Here is an 18184-nt window from a genome sequence, read left to right on the forward strand (position 1 = left end):
GGCGGCGGCTGCCCGTCCTCGAGCGCCGCCCGCTCGGCCTGCAGGCGTTGGAGCTCGGGGTCGGCGCGGGTGCCGGTGGGGCGGCCCATCGCCCGGGTGCCGGCGCTGCTGCGGCGGATGCTTCCGCGGTACTGCTGGATGAGCCGGACGACCTCGTGCAACCGCTCGTCGGCGGCGCCGCGCGGGTCCGGGCCGTCGGCGTCGAGGCCGGCCCAGGTGACCGGGTAGGCCCAGGACGCCCGCACCGAACCGTCGCGCTCGTAGCGGGGGCCGGCCGGCGCCCGCTCGCCGCCGAAGCGGTCCTCGGTGTCGAGGCCCCACAGGCCGCGGTACCCGCGGATCCAGGGAACGTCGTCGTCGACCAGGACCGGCGTCCACGCGTGCGGCTCGCCGGGTCCGATGCCCGGACCGTCGCCGCGGTGGTAGTCCAGGAACGGCAGCCCCAGGCCCGGGCCCGGCCCGTCGGCGGCGCGCGGCGCCAGCAGCCGGCGCGCCGACCGCCACCAGCCCGCGACCGACTCGAGCCAGGGCCAGGTGACGGTGGTGACGTAGTCGCCGGGTGCGTAGGCGCCCGCGTGCGAGCCGGCACCGGCGTAGACGACGGGGTGGTCGCCGACCCGTTCCAGGCGCGGGTCGTCCCAGCGCCGGCGCAGCTGCGGGCCGGGCTTGTCGTGCGACGAGCACAGCACCCAGGCGGGGTGCCCGCCGTCCTCGGTGACGAAGACCGTCACCTGCTCCCAGTCGGCCTCGTGGTCGTTGACCCCGCCGAACGTTGAGCGCCAGTCGTTCATGGCGTAGAAGAACCAGTACTGCAGGACCAGGTATCCGCCGTCGCGGCAGACCCGGCCGTAGTACGGGCGGACGTCCGGCGAGGGGCGCCGCTCGTACTCCACGTGGGCTGCGGCCCGGGTCCCGCCCGGCACCGCGCCGCGCATCAGCAGCGACAGCCGCAGCGCCGCGTCGACCAGCCGGGCCGTCAGGCCGACCGCGGCGAACCGGTCGCCGGGCCGGATGGCGCTGCCGGCCTGGCCCTGCCGCCATCGGCGGTACGCCGCGCCGCGCAACGGCCGCTCCGCGTACCGCAGGTACAGCACCTCGCCGCGGTGCCGCTCGCCGCGCTCGGCGAGCGTCGCGGCGTCCAGCTCGCCGGCCGGCACGAGGCACTCCCCGCCCCGCCACAGCGCGGCCCGGGCCAGGAACCCGTCCACGTGCGTGGGCAGGAACAGCTCGCCCGCGGTGTACCGGATGACCGGCTCGTAGCGGGTGAGCAGCCGCAGTTCGTCGGACACCGCTCGGCGGTACCCCGGACTCCACCCCGCGACGGGTGAGCGTCCGGGTGGTCGCCCGCGCCGCGCGGTTGCGCCCCCGGCGGCGGGTAGGCCCCCTCGTGTGATGCGCAGCATGCTCGCCGGAGCGGCGGCCGGCGCCGCCGGGACGACCGCCCTGAACGCCGTCGGCTACGCCGACATGGTGGTGCGGGGGCGGGCCGCCTCGCACGCGCCGGAGCAGACGATCGAGACGCTCGCCGATCAGGTCCACCTGCCGCTGCCGGGCCACGGCGACGTCCGCGAGCACCGGCTGGCCGGCCTGGGCGCCCTGTCCGGCATCGCGACCGGCGTCGGCATCGGCGCGCTCGTCGGTGCCCTGCACGGCAGCGGCGCCCGGCCGCCGGGCGTGTTCGGCGCGGCGCTCACCGGCGCGGCGGCGATGGCGGCGACCGACGGCACCATGGCCGTGCTCAAGGTGACCGACCCGCGCCGCTGGTCGTTCGGGTCGTGGATGTCGGACGTGCTGCCGCACCTGGCGTACGGCGCCGTCACCTACGCGGTCCTCGCCGTCCTCGACCGCCGCCCTTCCGGGTGATGTCAGGAAGGTGCTCAGTCGGGGATATCCAGCAGTTCGTCGCTCCATCGCGTCCAGTACCCGTATCCGGCGCACGGATACACGTCGACGCCGCCACCCCAGGTGCCGTACCCGTCGGTCGTGTCCAGGCACATCCCGGGATACTCGATGGCCTCCCACTGCTGGCTGCTCGCGGTGTGCCGCCAGCCCTGACCGGCGAGGCCGCAGCTCTCGGCCCACACCGCGTGGCCCGGGGAGCCGGGGCTGGGGACCCCGTTGACGTTGTACGTCAGGCACTTGTTCGTGGCCTTGTTCACGAATCGCTGGTTCGTGGAGGGCTGCCCGGCGAAGGTCTCCTTGGCGAACGCCTGATACTGCACGTGCGGCTGTTCGGTCGCCGCTCGGCATCGATAGATCTGGACGTTGGTGCGAACGTTGCCCGCCGTCTCGGCCTGGACGTCCAGGCACCAGCTGTGGCCGGTTTCGTCGATCCAGCCCTTGAAGTGGTAATACAGCGTGCTCGCGGATGCGGGCGCGGAGCCCATCGCGATGGTCAACGCCATGGACACGGTCGCTACGATGCCGAGGCGGCAGCGTCTGAACAAGGTGCACCACTCTCCTGACTTGGATTTCGGTGCGGGTTCCGGAGGATTCCGAGCCTAGGCGGGCACGCTCTTCGATCCCTCTTCGCAGGCTCACCGGGTGAGCGGACCGGTCGCGGTGTTGGATGCTGCCGAGTTGCGCGGTGGCGCGCCCGGCCGCAGCATGTGGTGTGCCCACCGTGAACCGCGTGTCTCCGGTCTGGCTCGTGCTGGCCGGCATCCTTTCGGTGCAGTTCGGTGCGGTGGTCTCCAAAGGCCAGTTCGGCGAGATTCCCCCGGTGGGGATGGTGTTCCTGCGGCTGGTCACCACGTCCCTGGTCCTGCTCGCCTTCGCCCGGCCGCGGCTGTACGGCCGGGCGGGCACCGACTGGTGGCCGGTGCTGGCGCTGGGGTTCGCGCTCGGCGCGATGAACTGGGCGTTCTACGAGTCGTTCGCCCGCATCCCGCTCGGGGTGGCGGTCACCATCGAGTTCGCGGGTCCGCTGCTGCTGGCCGCCGCCGGCAGCCGGCGGCCCCGCGACCTGGCGTGGGTGGGCCTGGCCGCCGCCGGCATCGCGCTGTTCGGCGCCGGCCCCACCAGGGTCGACCCGGTCGGGTTCGGCTTGGCGCTGCTCGCCGGCGCGTGCTGGGCGCTGTACGTCGTGTCGACGGCGTCCACGGGGCGCCGCTGGGCGGGCGTCGAGGGGCTGGCGGTGGCCACGACCGTCGCCACGCTGGCCATCGCACCGTTCGCGGTGGTCTCGGCCGGTGGGCGGCTGGTCGAGCCTCGCCTGCTGGTGCTGGGGGCGCTGGTCGGGCTGCTGAGTTCGGTGGTCCCCTACAGCCTCGAGATGGTGGCGCTGCGCACGATGCCGCCCCGGGTGTTCGGCATCCTGATGAGCCTGGAGCCGGCCGCCGCCGCCCTCGCCGCCGCGGTCCTGCTCAGCGAGTGGCTCACGCCCCTGCAACTGGTGGCGGTCGCGTGCGTGACCGCCGCGAGCGTGGGCGCCGCCCGCACGGAGCCGGCCCCGGAGGCCGTTCCCGCGGAGGAACCCGGCTCAGGCTGAGCGCGGTGGCAGGCCCAGGAGGCGGTGGAGGGTGGCGGCCTCCGGGGCCACGAGGGCGGGGTCGTCGTCGGGGACGAACTCCAGCAGCACGTCGCGGGAGCGGTCGCCGGTGTTGAGGCGGCCGACCGCCGCCTGCCACAGTGCCCGGCGTTCGTGCAGGCGGCGGCGCTGGGTGCCGGGCCACCAGGAGAAGGCGTGGGCGGCGGCGACGTGGGGGAGCAGGGCGTCGAGCGTGGCGATCGCGCCGGCGTCGGGCAGGTCGTTCGGCGGCTGCCAGTAGGTGGCGGCGTTGTCGCGGGCCACGTCGGCCAGCAGGGCCAGCGTCGAGGCGGGGTCGTCGGTCAGGGTGCGGGCGTGGCACTCGAAGGCCACCGCGATGCCGGCGTCGGCGGACGCGTCGCAGATGCGGCGGGTGTCGGCGGCGACCGCCGCGCGCTGCGCCGGCGTCGCCTCGGCCGAGGCGAGTGTGCCGGCCCAGATGCGGATGCGTGGGGCGCCCAGCGCGACGGCTGTCGCGACCGTCGCGGCGATCTCGGCCGGGTCGGTGCCGCCGGCGCGCAGGTAGCTGCCGTAGGCGGCGACGGTGAGGCCGGCGTCGGCGGTGCGGGCGCGCAGGGCGGCGGCGGTGGCGCGGTCGCCGGGCGGGGCGTGGTGGTCGCCGGCCCATTCGACGGTGGCCAGGCCGGCGGCAGCGGCGACCGCGACCACCTCGGCGGCCGGACGCCGGCGCATGGTGACCGAGCACAGGCCCGGGACGAGGGTGCCCATCGGGTCAGCGCGCCATCCAGCCGCCGTCGACGACGAGGACGTGGCCGTTGACGTAGTCGGACGCGGGGGCGGCGAGGAACACGGCGGTGCCGACGAGGTCTTCCGGCGTACCCCAGCGGCCGGCCGGGATCCGCTCGGTGATCGCGCGGCACCGGTCGGGGTCGTCGCGCAGTGCCCGGGTGTTGTCGGTGGCGATGTAGCCGGGGGCGATGGCGTTGACCTGGACGCCGTGCGGGGCGAGCTCGTTGGCCATCGCGCGGGTGAGGCCGGCGACGGCGTGCTTCGACGCGGTGTACGCGGCGACGCGCACGCCGCCCTGGAACGACAGCAGGCTCGCGACGTTGACGACCTTGCCGTGCCCGCGGGCGGCCATCGGCGCCGCGAGCTGTTGGCTGAGGAAGAACAGGCTGCTGAGGTTGACGTCGAGCACGCGCGCCCAGTCCTGCGGCGCGACCGAGAGCACCTCGTCGCGGTCGATGATCCCGGCGTTGTTGACGAGGACGTCGACGGTGGTGTCGCGGGCGACGGCCGCGGCGGCGTCGCGGGCGGCGAGCGGGTCGGCGAGGTCGACGTCGACGAGCCGGCAGTCGCGGCCGAGGGCGGCGACGGCGTCGGCGGTGTCCCGGTGCGAGGCGGGCCGGCCGGCGAGGAGCAGGTCGGCGCCGGCGGCGGCGAGGCCGAGCGCGATCGCCCGGCCGATGCCCCGGCTCGCGCCGGTGACGAGGGCCGTCCGGCCGGCCAGGGAGAACAATCGCAGGTCGGCTGTCATGCTTGTGAATCCTAGGGGTGATCCTGTACAGCTTACAAGTATGTGGACAGCATCCGAGTATGAGGGAGGTGCCGCATGCCCAACATCACCGTCGAGCTCCTGCGCGGCCGCAGCCTGGACCAGCGGCGGCGGTTCGTGGAGGCGCTCACCGACGACGCCGTGACGCACCTGGGCGCGCGGCGCGAGGACGTGCGCATCGTGTTCACCGAGATCGGCGGGCACGACGTCGCCAACGGGGGTGTGCTCGCCGCCGACGACGCCTCCCGCGCGGAGGTGCTGGCCCGGCACAGCCAGGCCAGCACCGTGTAGCGAGGGGTCCGCGCCGCTACGGGGTCACGGCGATGTTCGTCAGGCCCCGTACGGCGTTGGTCACCGTGTTCGAGGCGTACACGACGTTGGGGTTGCCGGAGCACTTCGAGGTGGACGTGACGTTGACCGCGTAGTCGCCGGCGCCGCCCAGGTCGGACCGGTTGCCGCGCCAGACGCTGCCGCAGCCGTTGCCGAACGACGGGGTGGTGCCCGGGTTGTGCGTCTCGTAGCCGTTGGCGAACGTGCCCGGGCTGCGGAAGGTGCCGGTGTTGTCCTCGATGACGTAGCCGATGCCCTTCACGTCGACCCACGAATCGGCCGAGTTGGCGCCGGAGATGCCCTGCCCGTCGAACGTGTTGCCACGGATGACGCCGTTGAAGGTGCCCTCCTTGACGTCGATCGCCTCGGCGGCGACGCCCGGGCCGATGTGGTTGCCGATCACCTGGACGCGGTCGGAGCGGTCGGCGCCGCCGCTGTTGCCGTGGCAGCCCCAGTTGGAGCCGGCGGAGCCGATGTAGACGCCCTCGCCGTACCCGGCCTGGACGAGCCCGGTCCGCTCGATGCGTGAGTTGCGGATGACGCTGTCGGCGGAGGACCGGCGGAAGTGCACGGCCTCCTCCTCGACGTCGTGGACGTGGACGCCGTCGATCGTGGTGTGGTGCGAGTTGTCGGCGACGACACCCTTCTTGGAGTCCGCGACGGTGAAGCCGGTGAGGTTCCAGTACGGCGCGTTGTACAGCCACAGGCCGTAGCCGGAGTCCCAGCCGGTGGTCGGCGCCGGGCAGCTCGGCGCGGTGCCGGACGGTCCGTCGTTGACCAGGATCGCGCTCGCCGGGCCGGTGAGCGTGATGCGTTGTGCCGCCGTGCCGGCGGCGGTCGTGACGAATGAGCCGCGGTACGTGCCGGCGGCGAGCCGGATCGTCTGCCCCGGCCGCGCGGCGGCCAATGCACCCTGCAGCTGCGCGGCCGTCGAGACGTCCACGACGGGGCCGGCCGGCGGCGCCGAGGTGGAGGCGGACGGGGACGGCGACGCGGACGGCGACGCGGACGAGGACCGCGACGGGGACGGCGATGGGCTGCCGCCGCCGGCACAGGGCCGTCCGTCGACGGTGCAGTTGACGGGGGTACCGAGCCCGGAGACGTTGAATCCGAAGTCCTCGGACGCGCCGGGCGCGACGTCGCCGTTGTAGGCGGCGTTGGTGAACGTGTAGTGCTGTCCGGAGACGGTCCGCACCGAGCTCCACGAGCTGCTCACGGTCGAGCCGGCGGGCAGGTCGAACTCGACCCGCCAGCTCGTGGACGGGGCGTCGCCGGTGTTGCGGATGACGTACTGGGCGCCGTAGCCGGTGCTCCAGGTCGAGGTCTGGCCGAACGTGGCGGTCAGCTGCGGTGCGGCGGCGTGCGCGACGGCGGTGATGCCCACCGCGAGCACCACCGCGGCGCCCGCGGCGATGGCGATTCTTCGCATGGTCGTCCTCAGCAGGGCTGGCCGTTGAGGCGGCAGTTGAGCGGGAGTCCGGTACCGCTGGCGTTGAACCCGAAGTCCTCGGACTTCCCCGGGGCGATGTCGCCGTTGTACGAGACGTTGGTGAAGGTGTAGTGCTGCCCGCTGCGGGTGCGCACCGAGCTCCACGAGCTGGACACCGTCGTGCCCGCCGGCAGGTCGAACTCGACCGTCCAGCTGGTCGTCGCGGTGGTGCAGCGGTTGGTGATGACGTAGTCCGCGCCGTACCCGGTGGACCAGGTCGACGTCTGCACGAAGGCGGCGCGCAGGCACCCGGCCGAGGAAGGCGGTTGCGACGAGGGCGGTTGCGACGACGGCGGGGCCGAGGAAGGCGGTTGCGACGAGGGCGGTTGCGACGACGGGGGTGCTCCGGTCAGAGACAGCAGGAACAGCGACTGCGCCGCATCGGTGCGGGTCGCGTCCACGCCGTGCCCGCCGGTGTAGTCGCGCTGCTCGTTGCCGGCCCAGTCGGCGATCGGCACGCCACCGGCGTCGAGGTGCTGCCACCCGGTGCCGCTCCAGCCGAACTGGTACACCCGCTGCCGGTCGCCGTAGTAGGCGGTGTAGCCGGCGCCCGCGGTGACCTGCTTGGTCATCGTGTTGCGGAAGAAGGTGTTGCGCGGGCCGGACGAGCCGGACCACTTGACGGCCTTCTTGCCGGCGGCCCACCAGATCGGGAACCAGGTCGAGGCGTCCGGCCCGCCGCCGCCCTCCTCGCCGCAGTTCGCCGTGCAGCTGGCCGAGCGGTGCTCGTAGGGGACCGTGACGGTGTTGTTCTCGAACAGGTTGTTGCGCTCCCACCCGCCGTGCAGGTTGAGGTCGGAGTCGAAGTCGTTGCCGATGACCACGTTGCCCGACGCCGACCACTGGAAGGTGAAGTGGCGCAGGTTGCGTGAGGTGTTCCCGGCGTACAGCGAGTCCCAGACGCGGGAGCCGCGGAAGTACCCGTTGCCGCCCTTGCCCTTGTTCCAGGCGCCGTCGAGCTCGTTGTTCACGATCTGCAGGTGGTAGGCCTCCTCGGTGACGATCGGGTGCGATCCGGTCATCTCCGCGCGGACACCCTTCACCCACGAGTCGGCGGCCCACTTGAAGACGATGCCGTGCATCTCGTAGGCGGGGGCCATGTTGCCGTAGTTGTGCGTCGCGTCGGCCCGGTTCAGGCCCGGCATGTCCTGGGTGAAGGACAGGTTCTCGAAGCCGACGCCGACGACCGGGTCGACGATGGGCGACACCCGCGAGACGTAGGTGGTGCCGCCGATGGCGGGGGAGCCGTCCGAGGTCGAGTCGACGGGGACGTCGTACTCCAGGGGCTTGTCGACGGTGACGGTCCGGTTCGTGGTGTCGACCGCGGTGACGGTGAACATCTGCTGGCGCATGTGCTGGTTGAGCAGCGTGCCGTCGGCGGAGGCGATGTTCTGCTGGGCGTAGAAGTTGACGGAGTTGGCGGCGCGGACGTTCACCAGCCCGCCGACGGTGAGGTTCGTCAGCGAACCCGAGCTGGCCAGGTAGATGGTGTGGTCGCCGGTGCGGGCGGCGAAGCCGGTGTCGCCGGGCTTGGCGCGCAGCGCCACGCCCGCCTTCCAGTGGACGTTGACGGTGCCCTCGAAGATGTCCTTGCGGTTGGCGGGTACGGCGGCGTAGTCGGCGGCGTAGGACGAGTGCACGCCGCGGGACTGCACGCGGAACAGGCCGCGGCCGGGCCACAGCCAGCCGCCGGTGCCCTGCCCGGACGTCATGCCGTCCTCGTCCCAGTCCGACCCGTCGGCGGTGAGGGTGTCGTAGGCGGTGTTCGCGTCGGGCCGGTAGACGATCCGGGTGCCCCCGGTGCTGCCGGAGCCGGTGCCGCGCAGGATCAGGTAGTCGGCGTCGACGTGGATCTCGCGGGAGACGTTCAGCGTGCCGGCCGGCAGCGACAGCAGGCTCAGCTTCGTGTAGGAGGCCGTCGGGCTGCAGCCCGACTTGATCGCGTCGATCGCGGCCTGGATGCCGGCGGTGTCGTCGGCACCGTCGTCGGGGCGGACGTTGTACTGCGAGTCGAGCTCGGCCGCGGTGACCTGGCACGCCGCGCTCGGGTTGACGTCGGCCGCGCCGGGCAGGTCGGCACCGCCGCGGTAGCCGGCCCGGCTCCAGTCGTAGAGGCCGGCGACCGGTGCGCGCCGGTTCGCCGCCGACAGGTTCAGCGTGGTCAGCGCACCCGGGCCGGCCTGCGCACTCGACGTCTGGGCGAGGTACACCACGGTCGCCGAGGCCAGCACCACGGCGGCCGCGGGCAGCACGAGGGATCTTCGGAGCATCGATACCTCCGGGGCTCTTAACAGCTCAGTAATGCGCTAGTAAAGTGAACGCCGTCCAGCACGTCAATAGGCGTCCGTCATTGAGTTTTGGATCCACATATGTGGACGGATAAAGGGGATAGAGGAGGCGGAGTGCAGCGCATTCTGATCACCGGTGGTGCCGGCAAGGTGGCGGCGCTGCTGCGTCCCCGCCTGGCGCGGCCGGGCCGTGCGCTCCGGCTGCTCGACCTGCGCGCCGCGGACCCGGTCGACGGCGCGGGCGAGGAGGAGGCCGTCGTGGCGAGCGTCGACGACGCCGAGGCGATGGCGGTGGCGTGCAAGGACGTCGATGCCGTCGTGCACCTCGGCGGGCTGGCCAAGGAGGACACCGTCGAGCACGTGCTGCGGGTCAACGCCTACGGCACCTTCTGCGTGCTGGAGGGCGCGCGGCTGGCCGGCGTGCGCCGGGTCGTGCTCGCCTCGTCGAACCACGCCGTCGGGTTCGCCGACGTCGCCGGGCGCACCGAGGTGCCGGCCGACATCCCGGGCCGGCCGGACACGATGTACGGCTGGAGCAAGGCCGCCGGGGAGCTGGCCGGCCGGCTCTACGCGGACCGGTTCGGGATGGACGTGCTCTGCCTGCGCATCGGGCTGTGGGTGGCGACCCCGCCGGGGCTGCGCGGGCTGTCGATGTGGCTGTCCCCGGACGACGGTGCGCGGCTGGTCGAGGCGTGCCTCGCGGCGCCGGCGCCGGGCTACCGCATCGTCTGGGGCGTCAGCCGCAACACGGGCCGCTGGTGCTCACTGGCCGAGGGCGAGGCGATCGGGTACTTCCCGCGGGACGACGCCGAGCGCTTCCGCGCCGACCTGGCAGCGCGGCACGGCGAGCCCGACCCCGCGCACGACCCGGACCTGCGCCGCATCGGCGGCCCGTGGTGCGACATCCCCCTGGGCCGCCGCCGGCCCGCTTAGCGGATGCCCTCGCGGCGCAGGCTGGCGGCGAGGAGGCTGGTGTGGCGCAGCAGGGCGGTCGCCACCCGGTCGACCTCATCGGCGTCGGCGAGCTTCGCCGGCATCGAGCAGCTGATCGCGTCGCTCGCCGGGATCCGGTAGTCGACCGGGACGGCGACGCAGGCGACCCCCTCCGTGCCCTGCTCCCGCTCGAACGCCCAGCCGCGCGCCCGCACCGCCTCCAGCTCGGCGAAGAGCGTCGCGCGGTCGGTGATCGTGTTCGCGGTGAGGGCCTCGAGCTTCCCGGGCAGGATCGCGTCGACCTCGTCGTGGGTCAGGCTGGACAGCAGGCACTGGCCGAGCGCGGTGACGTGGGCCGGGAGGCGGCGCCCGACGCGGGGCACGACCGACGCTCCGCCGCGGGACTCGCGGCTGGCCAGGTAGAGGACGTGGGCGTTGTCGCGGCGGGCGTAGTGCATCGTGTACCCCAGCTCGGCGCGCAGGTCCTCCAGCGTCTCGTAGGCGAGGGACAGGGCCGGGTCGCGGTCGAGATAGGCGGTGCCCGACAGCAGCGCGTGCGGCCCGACGCCGAACGCGGAGCCGCTCGGGTCGGCCTCGACCCACTTCATCTCGCGCAGCGTGCGGATGAGGGCGTGCAGGCTGGAGCGCGGGTAGCCCATCCTCTCCTGCAGCTCGGCGATCGTGAGCCGGGTGGGCGACGCGGCCAGGGTCTCCAGGATCCGCACGGTGCGCTCGGCCGACTTGACCGGCGAGGTCTCCGCCGCACCGTGCTCCTCGCTCGCCTCGCGGCGCTTACCTGCCATGCCGACCACCCATCCCGTGTTCCGCCCTGTGTTGACGGCCATGTTACAGGACGCTAACTTGTCACTGCACGCTTTCACATGTACGGATGGTGTCCACATATGTAGACAGGAGGCAGGGCAGTGTCTGGACGGCACCCCACGCTCAGACTTGTCGCCACGCTCGCGTTCGCCGGCCTGCTCGCCGCGTGCGGCGGCTCCGGCGCGGCGCCCGCCAAGGACCAGGACGCAGGCGCGCAACTGGAGATCTGGGTGCGCAAGCCCCCGGGCTCCAACACCGAGAAGACCACGAAGGAGCTCGCCGCCAAGTTCACCGAGCGCTCCGGCGTCCCGACCCACGTGACCGCGCTCTTCGACGACTTCGAGACCAAGCTGCAGCAGGCCGCCGCCCAGAAACAGCTGCCCGACATCGTCATCAACGACACCGCGCAGCTCGGCCTGCTCGTCAAGCAGGGCATCGTGCGCGAGGTCGACCGCAACGGCATCGACGGCCAGGACAAGCTCACCCCCGCGTCCTGGGAGGCCGCGAAGGGTGCCGACGGCAAGTTCTACGGCGTGCCCAACAGCGCGCAGTCCTTCGCGCTGTTCATCCGCAAGGACTGGCGCGAGAAGCTCGGCCTGGCCCAGCCGAAGTCGTGGGGCGACCTCGACGCGCTCGCCACCGCGTTCACCACAAGGGACCCCGACGGCAACGGCAAGGCCGACACCTACGGCTACGTCGTGCCGGGCTCGACGAAGCGCGGCTACATGTCGTGGTACCTCACCAGCTTCCTCTGGGCCGGCGGCGGCGACTACTTCACAGAGAAGAACGGCAAGTACACTCCGGCCATCGCGAGCGAGCAGTCGGTCGCGGCCGTCGAGTGGTTCAAGGCCCAGTTCTGCGTCGCCAAGACGGTCGTCCCGGGCGCGGTCACGATGGAGACCACCCAGGCGCACCCCGCGTTCGAGACCGGCAAGGGCGGCATCTACTTCACCGGGCCCTACAACATGGCCCGCTTCGACAAGAACCTCGGCGCCGACAAGTACGAGGTGGTCGCGGCCCCGCCCGGCCCCGGCGGCAAGTCGGCCTCCCTGGCCGAGGGCGAGAATATCTACCTGATGGCCGGCTCGAAGAACCAGGCCGGACAGGAGAAGTTCGCCGAATTCGCGATCTCGGTCGAGGGACAGACCATCGGCATGGCCGGCGACACCGACGGCAACATCGTCCGGCTGCCGGTCAACTCGCAGGTCACCCTCGGCTCCGTGCGCAAGGACACCCGCTGGGACGTCTTCGACAAGGTCTACAAGGAGGTCGGGCGGTACACCCCCGCCGTGCCCGACTGGACCCCGTTCCGCCAGGCGTCCTCCGACACGATCAACGCCATCGTCGCCGACTGCGGCTCCAACCCGAAGCAGCAGCTCACCAAGCTGGCCGAGACGTTCCAGCAGGAACTCGCCAAGCAGGGCGCGGCGGCCTGATGGCAGCCATCGCCCCGCCGCGGGCGGGAGCGCGCCGCGCTCCCGCCCCGGCGTCGCCCAGCAGGCGGCGCCCCTTCCGGCTGCGCGCGAGCCTCGTCCCCTGGGCGTTCCTCGCCCCGGCGCTGATCCTCTTCACGCTGTTCAAGTTCGTGCCGATGGCCCGCGCCATCGAGATGGGCTTCTACGAGGTGCGGCCGTACCTCGGCGACCGCTGGGTCGGCGCCGACAACTACCGCCAGGTCGTCACCGACGACACGTTCCTCGCCGCGATCTGGCACACGGTCGTGCTCGCCGTCGGCCAGACCGCCGGCTCGATCGTCATCGGCCTCGTCCTCGCCCTGCTCGTCGAGGGGCAGGCCCGGAGCCTGTGGTTCGTGCGCACCGCGGTGTTCCTGCCGACCGTCGCCGCCATGGCCGTCGTCGCCGAGGTGTGGCGCATCCTGTACTACCCGGCGCCCGACGGCGCGATCAACAGCATCCTCGGCTGGGTCGGCATCGGCCCGTCACAGTTCCTCAACTCCCAGGACACGTCGCTGTGGTCGGTCATGGCCGTCGGCATCTGGCGGGGCGCGCCCTACGACATGATGATCTTCATCGCCGGGCTCGCCGGCGTCGACCGCACGCTCTACGAGGCCTCGTCGGTCGACGGCGCGAACGGCTGGCGGCGGCTGTGGCACGTGACCTTCCCGGCGCTGCGGCCGGTGTTCGCGATCCTCTTCACGCTCGCCGCGATCCGCGGGATGCGCGTGTTCACCGAGATCTTCCTGCTCACCAACGGCGGCCCCAACGGCTCGACCGAGGTCCTCATGACGCTCATCTACAAGCTCGGCCTGGAGCGCAACGAGCTCGGCGTCGCCGCCGCCGGGTCGGTGGTGCTGCTGCTCGCCACCGTCGTGCTCACGCTCGCGGTCCAGTACGCCCGGTCCCGGAGGGCCGACCGATGACGGCATCCCGCCACGACACCGCGCTCGGCTTCGCCGACCGGCCCGGCCCGGCGGCCCGCGTCGCCCGGCTCGTCGTCTACACCGCCCTGGTGCTGGTCTTCGCCGGCCCGCTGCTGGCCCTGCTGGTCAGCTCGTTCGGCAAGGTCCACGACCCGTCGAGCCTGACGATCATCCCGCGGGACTTCACCCTCGACAACTTCCGCGCGGCGATCCGGCAGGACGTGCTGCGGTACCTCACCAACTCCTTCATCGTCGCCGGCGGTGGCCTGCTGCTGCAGATCCTGGTGAGCATCTCGGCCGCCTACGCCCTGGCCCGCAAGCGCTTCCCCGGCCTGCGCCTGGTGTTCCTGCTGATCCTGTCCACGATGATGCTGCCCGAGGAGATCCTCGCGATCCCGCTGTCACTGGTGCTCGCCGACGTGCCGGTCGTGCACGTGAACCTCATCGGCAGCCTGGTCGGCATGATCGTCCCGGTCGGCGCCTGGGCGTTCTCGATCCTCGTGATGACCGAGTTCATGCGCGAGATCCCGGTCGAGCTCGAGGAGGCCGCCCGCCTCGACGGCGCCGGCGACCTGCGCATCTTCTGGTCCGTCGTCATGCCGCTGTGCCGGCCGGCGCTCGGTGTCATCGGCATCTTCGGCTTCAACATGATCTGGGACCAGTACATGCTGCCGCTGCTCGTCGCGCAGGACTCCGCCCAGTTCACGCTGCCGCTCGCGCTGCGCAGCCTGCGCGCCGACGAGCAGGTCGGCGTCGGCGTCGTGCTCGCCGCGGCGCTGCTGGCGCTGCTGCCGTCGGTCATCGCCTTCCTCGGCTTCCAGCGCCAGTTCATGCGGGGCCTCACCTCCGGCGCCGTCAAGGGATGAAGGGACATGTGCTGATGCACCTCCACGGCCTGCTGTCGTTTCCGCTGACACCGTTCACCGAGGACGGCAAGGTCAACCTCGCCGTCCTCGCCGACCACGTCGAGCAGCAGTTGGCCGCCGGGCCGTCCGGGCTGTTCGTGGCCTGCGGCACCGGCGAGTTCACCAGCCTGTCGATGCAGGAGTACCGCGACGTGGTCGGCACCGCGGTGCGGGTGGCCGCGGGCCGGGTGCCGGTGTTCGCCGGCACCGGCGGCGGGCCGCAGCTCGCGCGCGACTTCGCGGCCGCGGCCGCCGAGACCGGCGCGGACGGGCTGCTGCTGCTCCCGCCGTACCTCGTCAGCTCGACCCCGGCCGGGCTCGTCGAGCACGTCCGGTTCGTGGCGGAGGCGACGCCGCTGCCGATCACCGTCTACCAGCGGGCCAACGCCGTGCTCGACCCGGCCGCCGCCGTCGCGCTGCTCGACGTGCCCACCGTCGCCGGGATCAAGGACGGGCGGGGCGACGTGAGCGCGATGCTGCGCCTGGTCACCGCGATCCGCACCAGCGGGCACCCGCGGGCCGCCGAGTTCGGCTTCCTCAACGGGCTGCCGACCGCGGAGCTGTCCGTGCAGGCGTACCGGGCGATCGGCGTCGAGAGCTACTCCTCGGCCGTGCTGTGCTTCGTCCCCGACATCGCCACCGCGTTCTACCGGGCCGTGTCGGCCGGCGACGCGGCCACCGCGCAGACCCTGCTCGCCGCGTTCTACCTGCCGTTCGTGGCGCTGCGCGACCTCGTGCCCGGCTACGCCGTCTCGCTGGTCAAGGCCGGTGCCCGGCTGGCCGGCCTCGACGTCGGCGCGGTGCGGCCGCCGCTGCTCGACCCCACACCCGCCCACGTGGAACGGCTCGCCGAGGTGATCGCCGCCGGCCGGGCCGCGCTGCACGGGCTGAGGAAGGCCGCATGAGGATCCTCGACGCCGCGGTCACGCCGATCGCGTTCCCCGACCCGCCGCTGCTGAACTCCGCCGGCGTGCACGAGCCGTGGGCGCTGCGCACGATCGTCGAGCTCTCCTGCGGCGACGGCCTCACCGGCCTCGGCGAGACGTACGGCGACGCGCCGCACCTCGACCTGGTCCGCACGGCCGCCGCCGCGCTCGCCGGGGCCGACCCGTTCGACCTCGCCGCGGTCCACCGGACGGTCGCGGCCGCAGTGACCGGCGCCGCCGCCGACCGGCACGGGCTGACCGGCGCGCCCGACCCGGTGGCGAAGGTGTTCGCCCCGTTCGAGGTCGCGTGCCTCGACCTGCAGGCGCGCTCGATCGGCCGGCCGGTGCACGCGCTGCTCGGCGGGCGCTACCGCGACTCGGTCGCGTTCTCCGCCTACCTGTTCTACAAGTGGGCGGGTCATCCCGGGGCGCCCGCCGACGGCTTCGGCGCGGCGCTCGACCCCGACGGCGTCGTCGCTCAGGCGCGGCTGCTCGTCGACCGGTACGGGTTCCGCTCGATCAAGCTCAAGGGCGGCGTCTTCCCGCCCGACGCCGAGATCGACGCGATCCGGGCGCTGCGCGACGCGTTCCCCGACCACCCGCTGCGGCTCGACCCGAACTGCGCCTGGTCGGTCGAGACGTCACGCAAGGTCGCGGCGGCGACGGACGGGCTCCTGGAGTACCTCGAAGACCCCACCCCCGGCATCGCCGGGATGGCCGCCGTCGCCCGCGAGGCCGGGATGCCGCTGGCCACCAACATGTGCGTCGTGCGCGCCGCCGACCTCCGCCCGGCCTTCACCGAGGGCGCGGTCGGCGTCGTGCTCGCCGACCACCACTACTGGGGCGGACTGCGCGCGTCGGCCGACCTGGCCCGGATCTGCGACGCGTGGGGCGTCGGCGTCTCCATGCACTCCAACAGCCACCTCGGGATCAGCCTGGCCGCGATGGTGCAGCTCGGCGCCGCCCTGCCCAACCTGACCTACGCCGCGGACACGCACACCCCGTGGCAGGACGGCGTCGACGTCGTCACCGCGCCGCTGCCCGTCGTGGACGGTGCGGTCGCCGTGCCGGACGGGCCCGGCCTCGGCGTCGAGCTCGACCGTTACATGCTGGCCCGGCTGCACGAGCGGTACCTGCGCTGCGGGGTGCGGGTCCGCGACGACACCGGCTACATGCGCACGGTCGACCCGGCGTTTCGCAAGCTGCGCCCCCGGTGGTAGTCCTCTCCGGCCACGCGTACTGCTGGGACGTGCTCGGTGACCCGGCGTTCGCCGGCCGCGCCGCCGCCCTCGGCCTGGACTCGGTCACCCTCGCTGCGGCGTACCACAGCGTCCGGGCCGCGACCCCGCTGCACCCGCGCCACCAGGTCGTCGACGCCCGTTACGCGGCGCTGTACCGCCCGGTGCGCGCGTCGGTGTGGCACGGCCGCCGCCTGCGCCCCCTCGCGCCCGACTGGCTGGACGACCCGGACCCGTTCCGCACCGCGGCCGCGGCGCTGTCGGCGCAGGGACTCCCCGTGACGGCCTGGGTCGTGCTCACCCACAACACCCGGCTGGGCACCGAGCACCCGGACGTCGCCGTGGCGAACTGCTTCGGCGACCGCTACCCCTACGCCCTGTGCCCGTCGTGGGAGGAGGTCCGCGACTACGCGGCGCTGCTCGCCGCCGAGGCCGTCCACGACGTGCCGCTGAGCGCGGTGTCCCTCGAGTCGTGCGGGCAGCTCGGCGTGGTCCACGCCGGTCACCACGACAAGACCGCCGACCCCTGGGACCCGCTCGCCCGGCGCTGGCTGTCGGTCTGCTGCTGCCCGGCGTGCCGCCGCGCCTGGTCGTCCGCCGGCGCCGACCCGGCCCGGATCACCGCGCAGCTGCGCGCCGCGGTCCGCACCGGATCGCCGGTCGACGACGCCGGGGTCGTGCTCGGCGCACGGCTCCGCGCGGCGGAGACCCTGCGGGCAGGGTGTGCCGCCGCGCTCGGCGACCTCCCGATCCTGCTGCACGCCGGCGTCGACCCGTGGGCGACCGGCCCGTCACCCGGGCTCCCGGCCGCGACGGGCGGCCGCCTCCTGCTCAACGCCTGGGACGGCACCCCGTCGGCGGTGGAGGCCGTCGCCGCCGCGGCCGGGCGGGGCGACACCGTCCACGCCTACGTCACCGCGCTCGGGAAGGCCCGATCCGGTCTGCCCGACCAGGTCCGCGCCCTCGTCGCCGCCGGGGCGAGCGGGATTCACCTCTACCACCTGGGCCTCGCGCCGGCCGCCGGGCACCAGGCCATGCACGCGGTCTCGAGGATGCTGGAGAAGACATGAGCCATGCCCTGCACGCCGTCGCCGACGCCCTGGACGCGGCCCGCGACCGGGTGCTCGACGTGGTGGCCGCCGAGACCGGCCTCACCGAGGCCCGGCTGGCCGCCGAGCTCGACCGCACGACCGGCCAGCTGCGCCTGCTCGCCACCGCCGGCCGCTCCTCCGGCCGATCGCCGGTCCGCTCGCCGCGGGCCGCCCCGGACGGCGCCGACGTGGTGCGGATCGAGGTCCCGATCGGCCTCGTGGCCGTGTTCGCCGCCTCCAACTTCCCGCTCGCGTTCGGCGTGCTCGGCGGCGACACCGCGGCCGCCCTCGCCGCCGGCTGCCCGGTGGTCGTCAAGGCCCACCCGGCACAGCCCGCGACCGCCGACCTGCTCGCCGGCATCGCCGCCCCGTTCCTGCCCGGTTTCCGCCTGGTCCACGGCGGACCGGACGTGTCGCTCGCCCTCGTGCGCGACCCGGCCGTGCGCGCCGTCGCCTTCACCGGCTCCCCGTCCGGCGGCCGGGCCCTCATGGACGCCGCCGCCGCCCGCCCCGACCCCATCCCCGTGTACGCGGAGATGGGCTCGCTCAACCCCGTCTTCGTCCTGCCCTCCGCCCTCGCCGACCCGTCGTGGCCGGCCCGGCTGGCCGCCTCGGTGACCGGCTCGGCCGGCCAGCTGTGCACCAAGCCGGGCCTCGTCGTCGTCCCGGACGGCGCGACGGACGCGGTCGGCGCCTTCGCCGCCGCGGTGGCCGCGGCGGCGCCCTTCGCGCGCATG

The 18184-nt window shown here is 73.4% G+C and carries 18 protein-coding genes; 11 read left to right on the plus strand and 7 right to left on the minus strand.

Annotation, left to right across the window (positions count from 1 at the left end; all coding sequences use genetic code 11):
• Positions 1–1289: hypothetical protein (locus ABZS66_RS51975; RefSeq protein ID WP_354770695.1), on the minus strand; the 1289-nt coding region annotated here is incomplete at its 3' end.
• Between the two features lie 112 nt (positions 1290–1401).
• Here ABZS66_RS51975 and ABZS66_RS51980 point away from each other — a divergent pair.
• The gene (locus ABZS66_RS51980; protein WP_354770697.1) at positions 1402–1863 is read left to right on the plus strand and encodes a hypothetical protein; all 462 of its coding nucleotides are present in this window, start codon (positions 1402–1404) and stop codon (positions 1861–1863) included.
• Between the two features lie 14 nt (positions 1864–1877).
• Here ABZS66_RS51980 and ABZS66_RS51985 read toward each other — a convergent pair whose 3' ends face one another.
• The gene (locus ABZS66_RS51985) at positions 1878–2411 is read right to left on the minus strand and encodes a hypothetical protein (protein ID WP_354770699.1); all 534 of its coding nucleotides are present in this window, start codon (positions 2409–2411) and stop codon (positions 1878–1880) included.
• 221 nt (positions 2412–2632) lie between these two features.
• On the opposite strand from ABZS66_RS51985, the gene ABZS66_RS51990 reads away from it, so the two are divergent.
• Positions 2633–3490, plus strand: a complete 858-nt coding sequence (locus ABZS66_RS51990) for an EamA family transporter (protein ID WP_354770701.1) — start codon at positions 2633–2635, stop codon at positions 3488–3490.
• Here ABZS66_RS51990 and ABZS66_RS51995 read toward each other — a convergent pair.
• Positions 3482–4258 (minus strand): TIM barrel protein, encoded by a 777-nt coding sequence (locus ABZS66_RS51995; protein WP_354770703.1) that lies wholly within the window; start codon positions 4256–4258, stop codon positions 3482–3484. The genes ABZS66_RS51990 and ABZS66_RS51995 overlap by 9 nt on opposite strands.
• Before the next feature lie 4 nt (positions 4259–4262).
• Positions 4263–5027, minus strand: a complete 765-nt coding sequence (gene kduD, locus ABZS66_RS52000; protein ID WP_354770705.1) for a 2-dehydro-3-deoxy-D-gluconate 5-dehydrogenase KduD — start codon at positions 5025–5027, stop codon at positions 4263–4265.
• Positions 5028–5102: 75 nt separating this feature from the next.
• Here kduD and ABZS66_RS52005 point away from each other — a divergent pair, with 75 nt between their 5' ends.
• Positions 5103–5336, plus strand: a complete 234-nt coding sequence (locus ABZS66_RS52005; protein WP_354770707.1) for a tautomerase family protein — start codon at positions 5103–5105, stop codon at positions 5334–5336.
• Positions 5337–5352: 16 nt separating this feature from the next.
• On the opposite strand, the gene ABZS66_RS52010 is transcribed toward ABZS66_RS52005, so the two are convergent.
• The gene (locus tag ABZS66_RS52010) at positions 5353–6804 is read right to left on the minus strand and encodes a cellulose binding domain-containing protein (protein WP_354770709.1); all 1452 of its coding nucleotides are present in this window, start codon (positions 6802–6804) and stop codon (positions 5353–5355) included.
• Positions 6805–6812: 8 nt separating this feature from the next.
• Positions 6813–9134, minus strand: a complete 2322-nt coding sequence (locus ABZS66_RS52015) for a cellulose binding domain-containing protein (protein WP_354770711.1) — start codon at positions 9132–9134, stop codon at positions 6813–6815.
• 132 nt (positions 9135–9266) lie between these two features.
• On the opposite strand from ABZS66_RS52015, the gene ABZS66_RS52020 reads away from it, so the two are divergent.
• Positions 9267–10085 (plus strand): NAD(P)-dependent oxidoreductase, encoded by an 819-nt coding sequence (locus ABZS66_RS52020; protein ID WP_354770713.1) that lies wholly within the window; start codon positions 9267–9269, stop codon positions 10083–10085.
• Here the strand turns inward: ABZS66_RS52020 and ABZS66_RS52025 are convergent.
• Positions 10082–10888 carry an IclR family transcriptional regulator gene (locus tag ABZS66_RS52025; protein ID WP_354770715.1) on the minus strand — a complete coding sequence of 269 codons (807 nt, stop codon included), beginning with the start codon at positions 10886–10888 and terminating at the stop codon, positions 10082–10084. The genes ABZS66_RS52020 and ABZS66_RS52025 overlap by 4 nt on opposite strands.
• Before the next feature lie 120 nt (positions 10889–11008).
• On the opposite strand from ABZS66_RS52025, the gene ABZS66_RS52030 reads away from it, so the two are divergent.
• From ABZS66_RS52030 to ABZS66_RS52060, 7 genes are all read left to right on the plus strand, one after another.
• The gene (locus ABZS66_RS52030) at positions 11009–12343 is read left to right on the plus strand and encodes a sugar ABC transporter substrate-binding protein (RefSeq protein ID WP_354770717.1); all 1335 of its coding nucleotides are present in this window, start codon (positions 11009–11011) and stop codon (positions 12341–12343) included.
• On the plus strand, positions 12343–13287 hold the full coding sequence (locus ABZS66_RS52035) for a sugar ABC transporter permease (RefSeq protein ID WP_354770719.1): 945 nt from the start codon (positions 12343–12345) through the stop codon (positions 13285–13287). Before ABZS66_RS52030 ends, ABZS66_RS52035 begins: the two co-directional genes overlap by 1 nt.
• Positions 13284–14153, plus strand: coding sequence for a carbohydrate ABC transporter permease (locus ABZS66_RS52040; protein WP_354770721.1), 870 nt, complete (start codon positions 13284–13286; stop codon positions 14151–14153). The genes ABZS66_RS52035 and ABZS66_RS52040 overlap by 4 nt, the downstream gene beginning before the upstream one ends.
• 14 nt (positions 14154–14167) lie before the next feature.
• Positions 14168–15097, plus strand: coding sequence for a 5-dehydro-4-deoxyglucarate dehydratase (locus ABZS66_RS52045; RefSeq protein ID WP_354770729.1), 930 nt, complete (start codon positions 14168–14170; stop codon positions 15095–15097).
• Positions 15094–16338 carry an enolase C-terminal domain-like protein gene (locus tag ABZS66_RS52050; protein ID WP_354770723.1) on the plus strand — a complete coding sequence of 415 codons (1245 nt, stop codon included), beginning with the start codon at positions 15094–15096 and terminating at the stop codon, positions 16336–16338. Before ABZS66_RS52045 ends, ABZS66_RS52050 begins: the two co-directional genes overlap by 4 nt.
• A complete protein-coding gene (locus ABZS66_RS52055; protein ID WP_354770725.1) occupies positions 16332–17426 on the plus strand; it encodes a hypothetical protein in 1095 nt (364 codons plus the stop codon). The genes ABZS66_RS52050 and ABZS66_RS52055 overlap by 7 nt, the downstream gene beginning before the upstream one ends.
• Positions 17423–18184, plus strand: a 762-nt coding sequence (locus tag ABZS66_RS52060; protein WP_354770727.1) for an aldehyde dehydrogenase family protein, incomplete at its 3' end; no start/stop codon positions are given. The genes ABZS66_RS52055 and ABZS66_RS52060, both read left to right, overlap by 4 nt.

It is taken from the genome of Dactylosporangium sp. NPDC005572 (assembly GCF_040605515.1).
Classification (GTDB): Bacteria; Actinomycetota; Actinomycetes; order Mycobacteriales; family Micromonosporaceae; genus Dactylosporangium.

Excerpts from the sequence above, each read along its gene's own strand:
- ABZS66_RS52025 (WP_354770715.1), bottom strand. The coding sequence starts at position 10,888 with ATGGCAGGTAAGCGCCGCGAGGCGAGCGAGGAGCACGGTGCGGCGGAG.
- ABZS66_RS52040 (WP_354770721.1), top strand. The coding sequence starts at position 13,284 with ATGACGGCATCCCGCCACGACACCGCGCTCGGCTTCGCCGACCGGCCC.
- ABZS66_RS52010 (WP_354770709.1), bottom strand. The coding sequence starts at position 6,804 with ATGCGAAGAATCGCCATCGCCGCGGGCGCCGCGGTGGTGCTCGCGGTG.
- ABZS66_RS52015 (WP_354770711.1), bottom strand. The coding sequence starts at position 9,134 with ATGCTCCGAAGATCCCTCGTGCTGCCCGCGGCCGCCGTGGTGCTGGCC.
- kduD (WP_354770705.1), bottom strand. The coding sequence starts at position 5,027 with ATGACAGCCGACCTGCGATTGTTCTCCCTGGCCGGCCGGACGGCCCTC.
- ABZS66_RS51980 (WP_354770697.1), top strand. The coding sequence starts at position 1,402 with ATGCTCGCCGGAGCGGCGGCCGGCGCCGCCGGGACGACCGCCCTGAAC.
- ABZS66_RS52005 (WP_354770707.1), top strand. The coding sequence starts at position 5,103 with ATGCCCAACATCACCGTCGAGCTCCTGCGCGGCCGCAGCCTGGACCAG.
- ABZS66_RS52045 (WP_354770729.1), top strand. The coding sequence starts at position 14,168 with ATGCACCTCCACGGCCTGCTGTCGTTTCCGCTGACACCGTTCACCGAG.
- ABZS66_RS52035 (WP_354770719.1), top strand. The coding sequence starts at position 12,343 with ATGGCAGCCATCGCCCCGCCGCGGGCGGGAGCGCGCCGCGCTCCCGCC.
- ABZS66_RS51995 (WP_354770703.1), bottom strand. The coding sequence starts at position 4,258 with ATGGGCACCCTCGTCCCGGGCCTGTGCTCGGTCACCATGCGCCGGCGT.
- ABZS66_RS52050 (WP_354770723.1), top strand. The coding sequence starts at position 15,094 with ATGAGGATCCTCGACGCCGCGGTCACGCCGATCGCGTTCCCCGACCCG.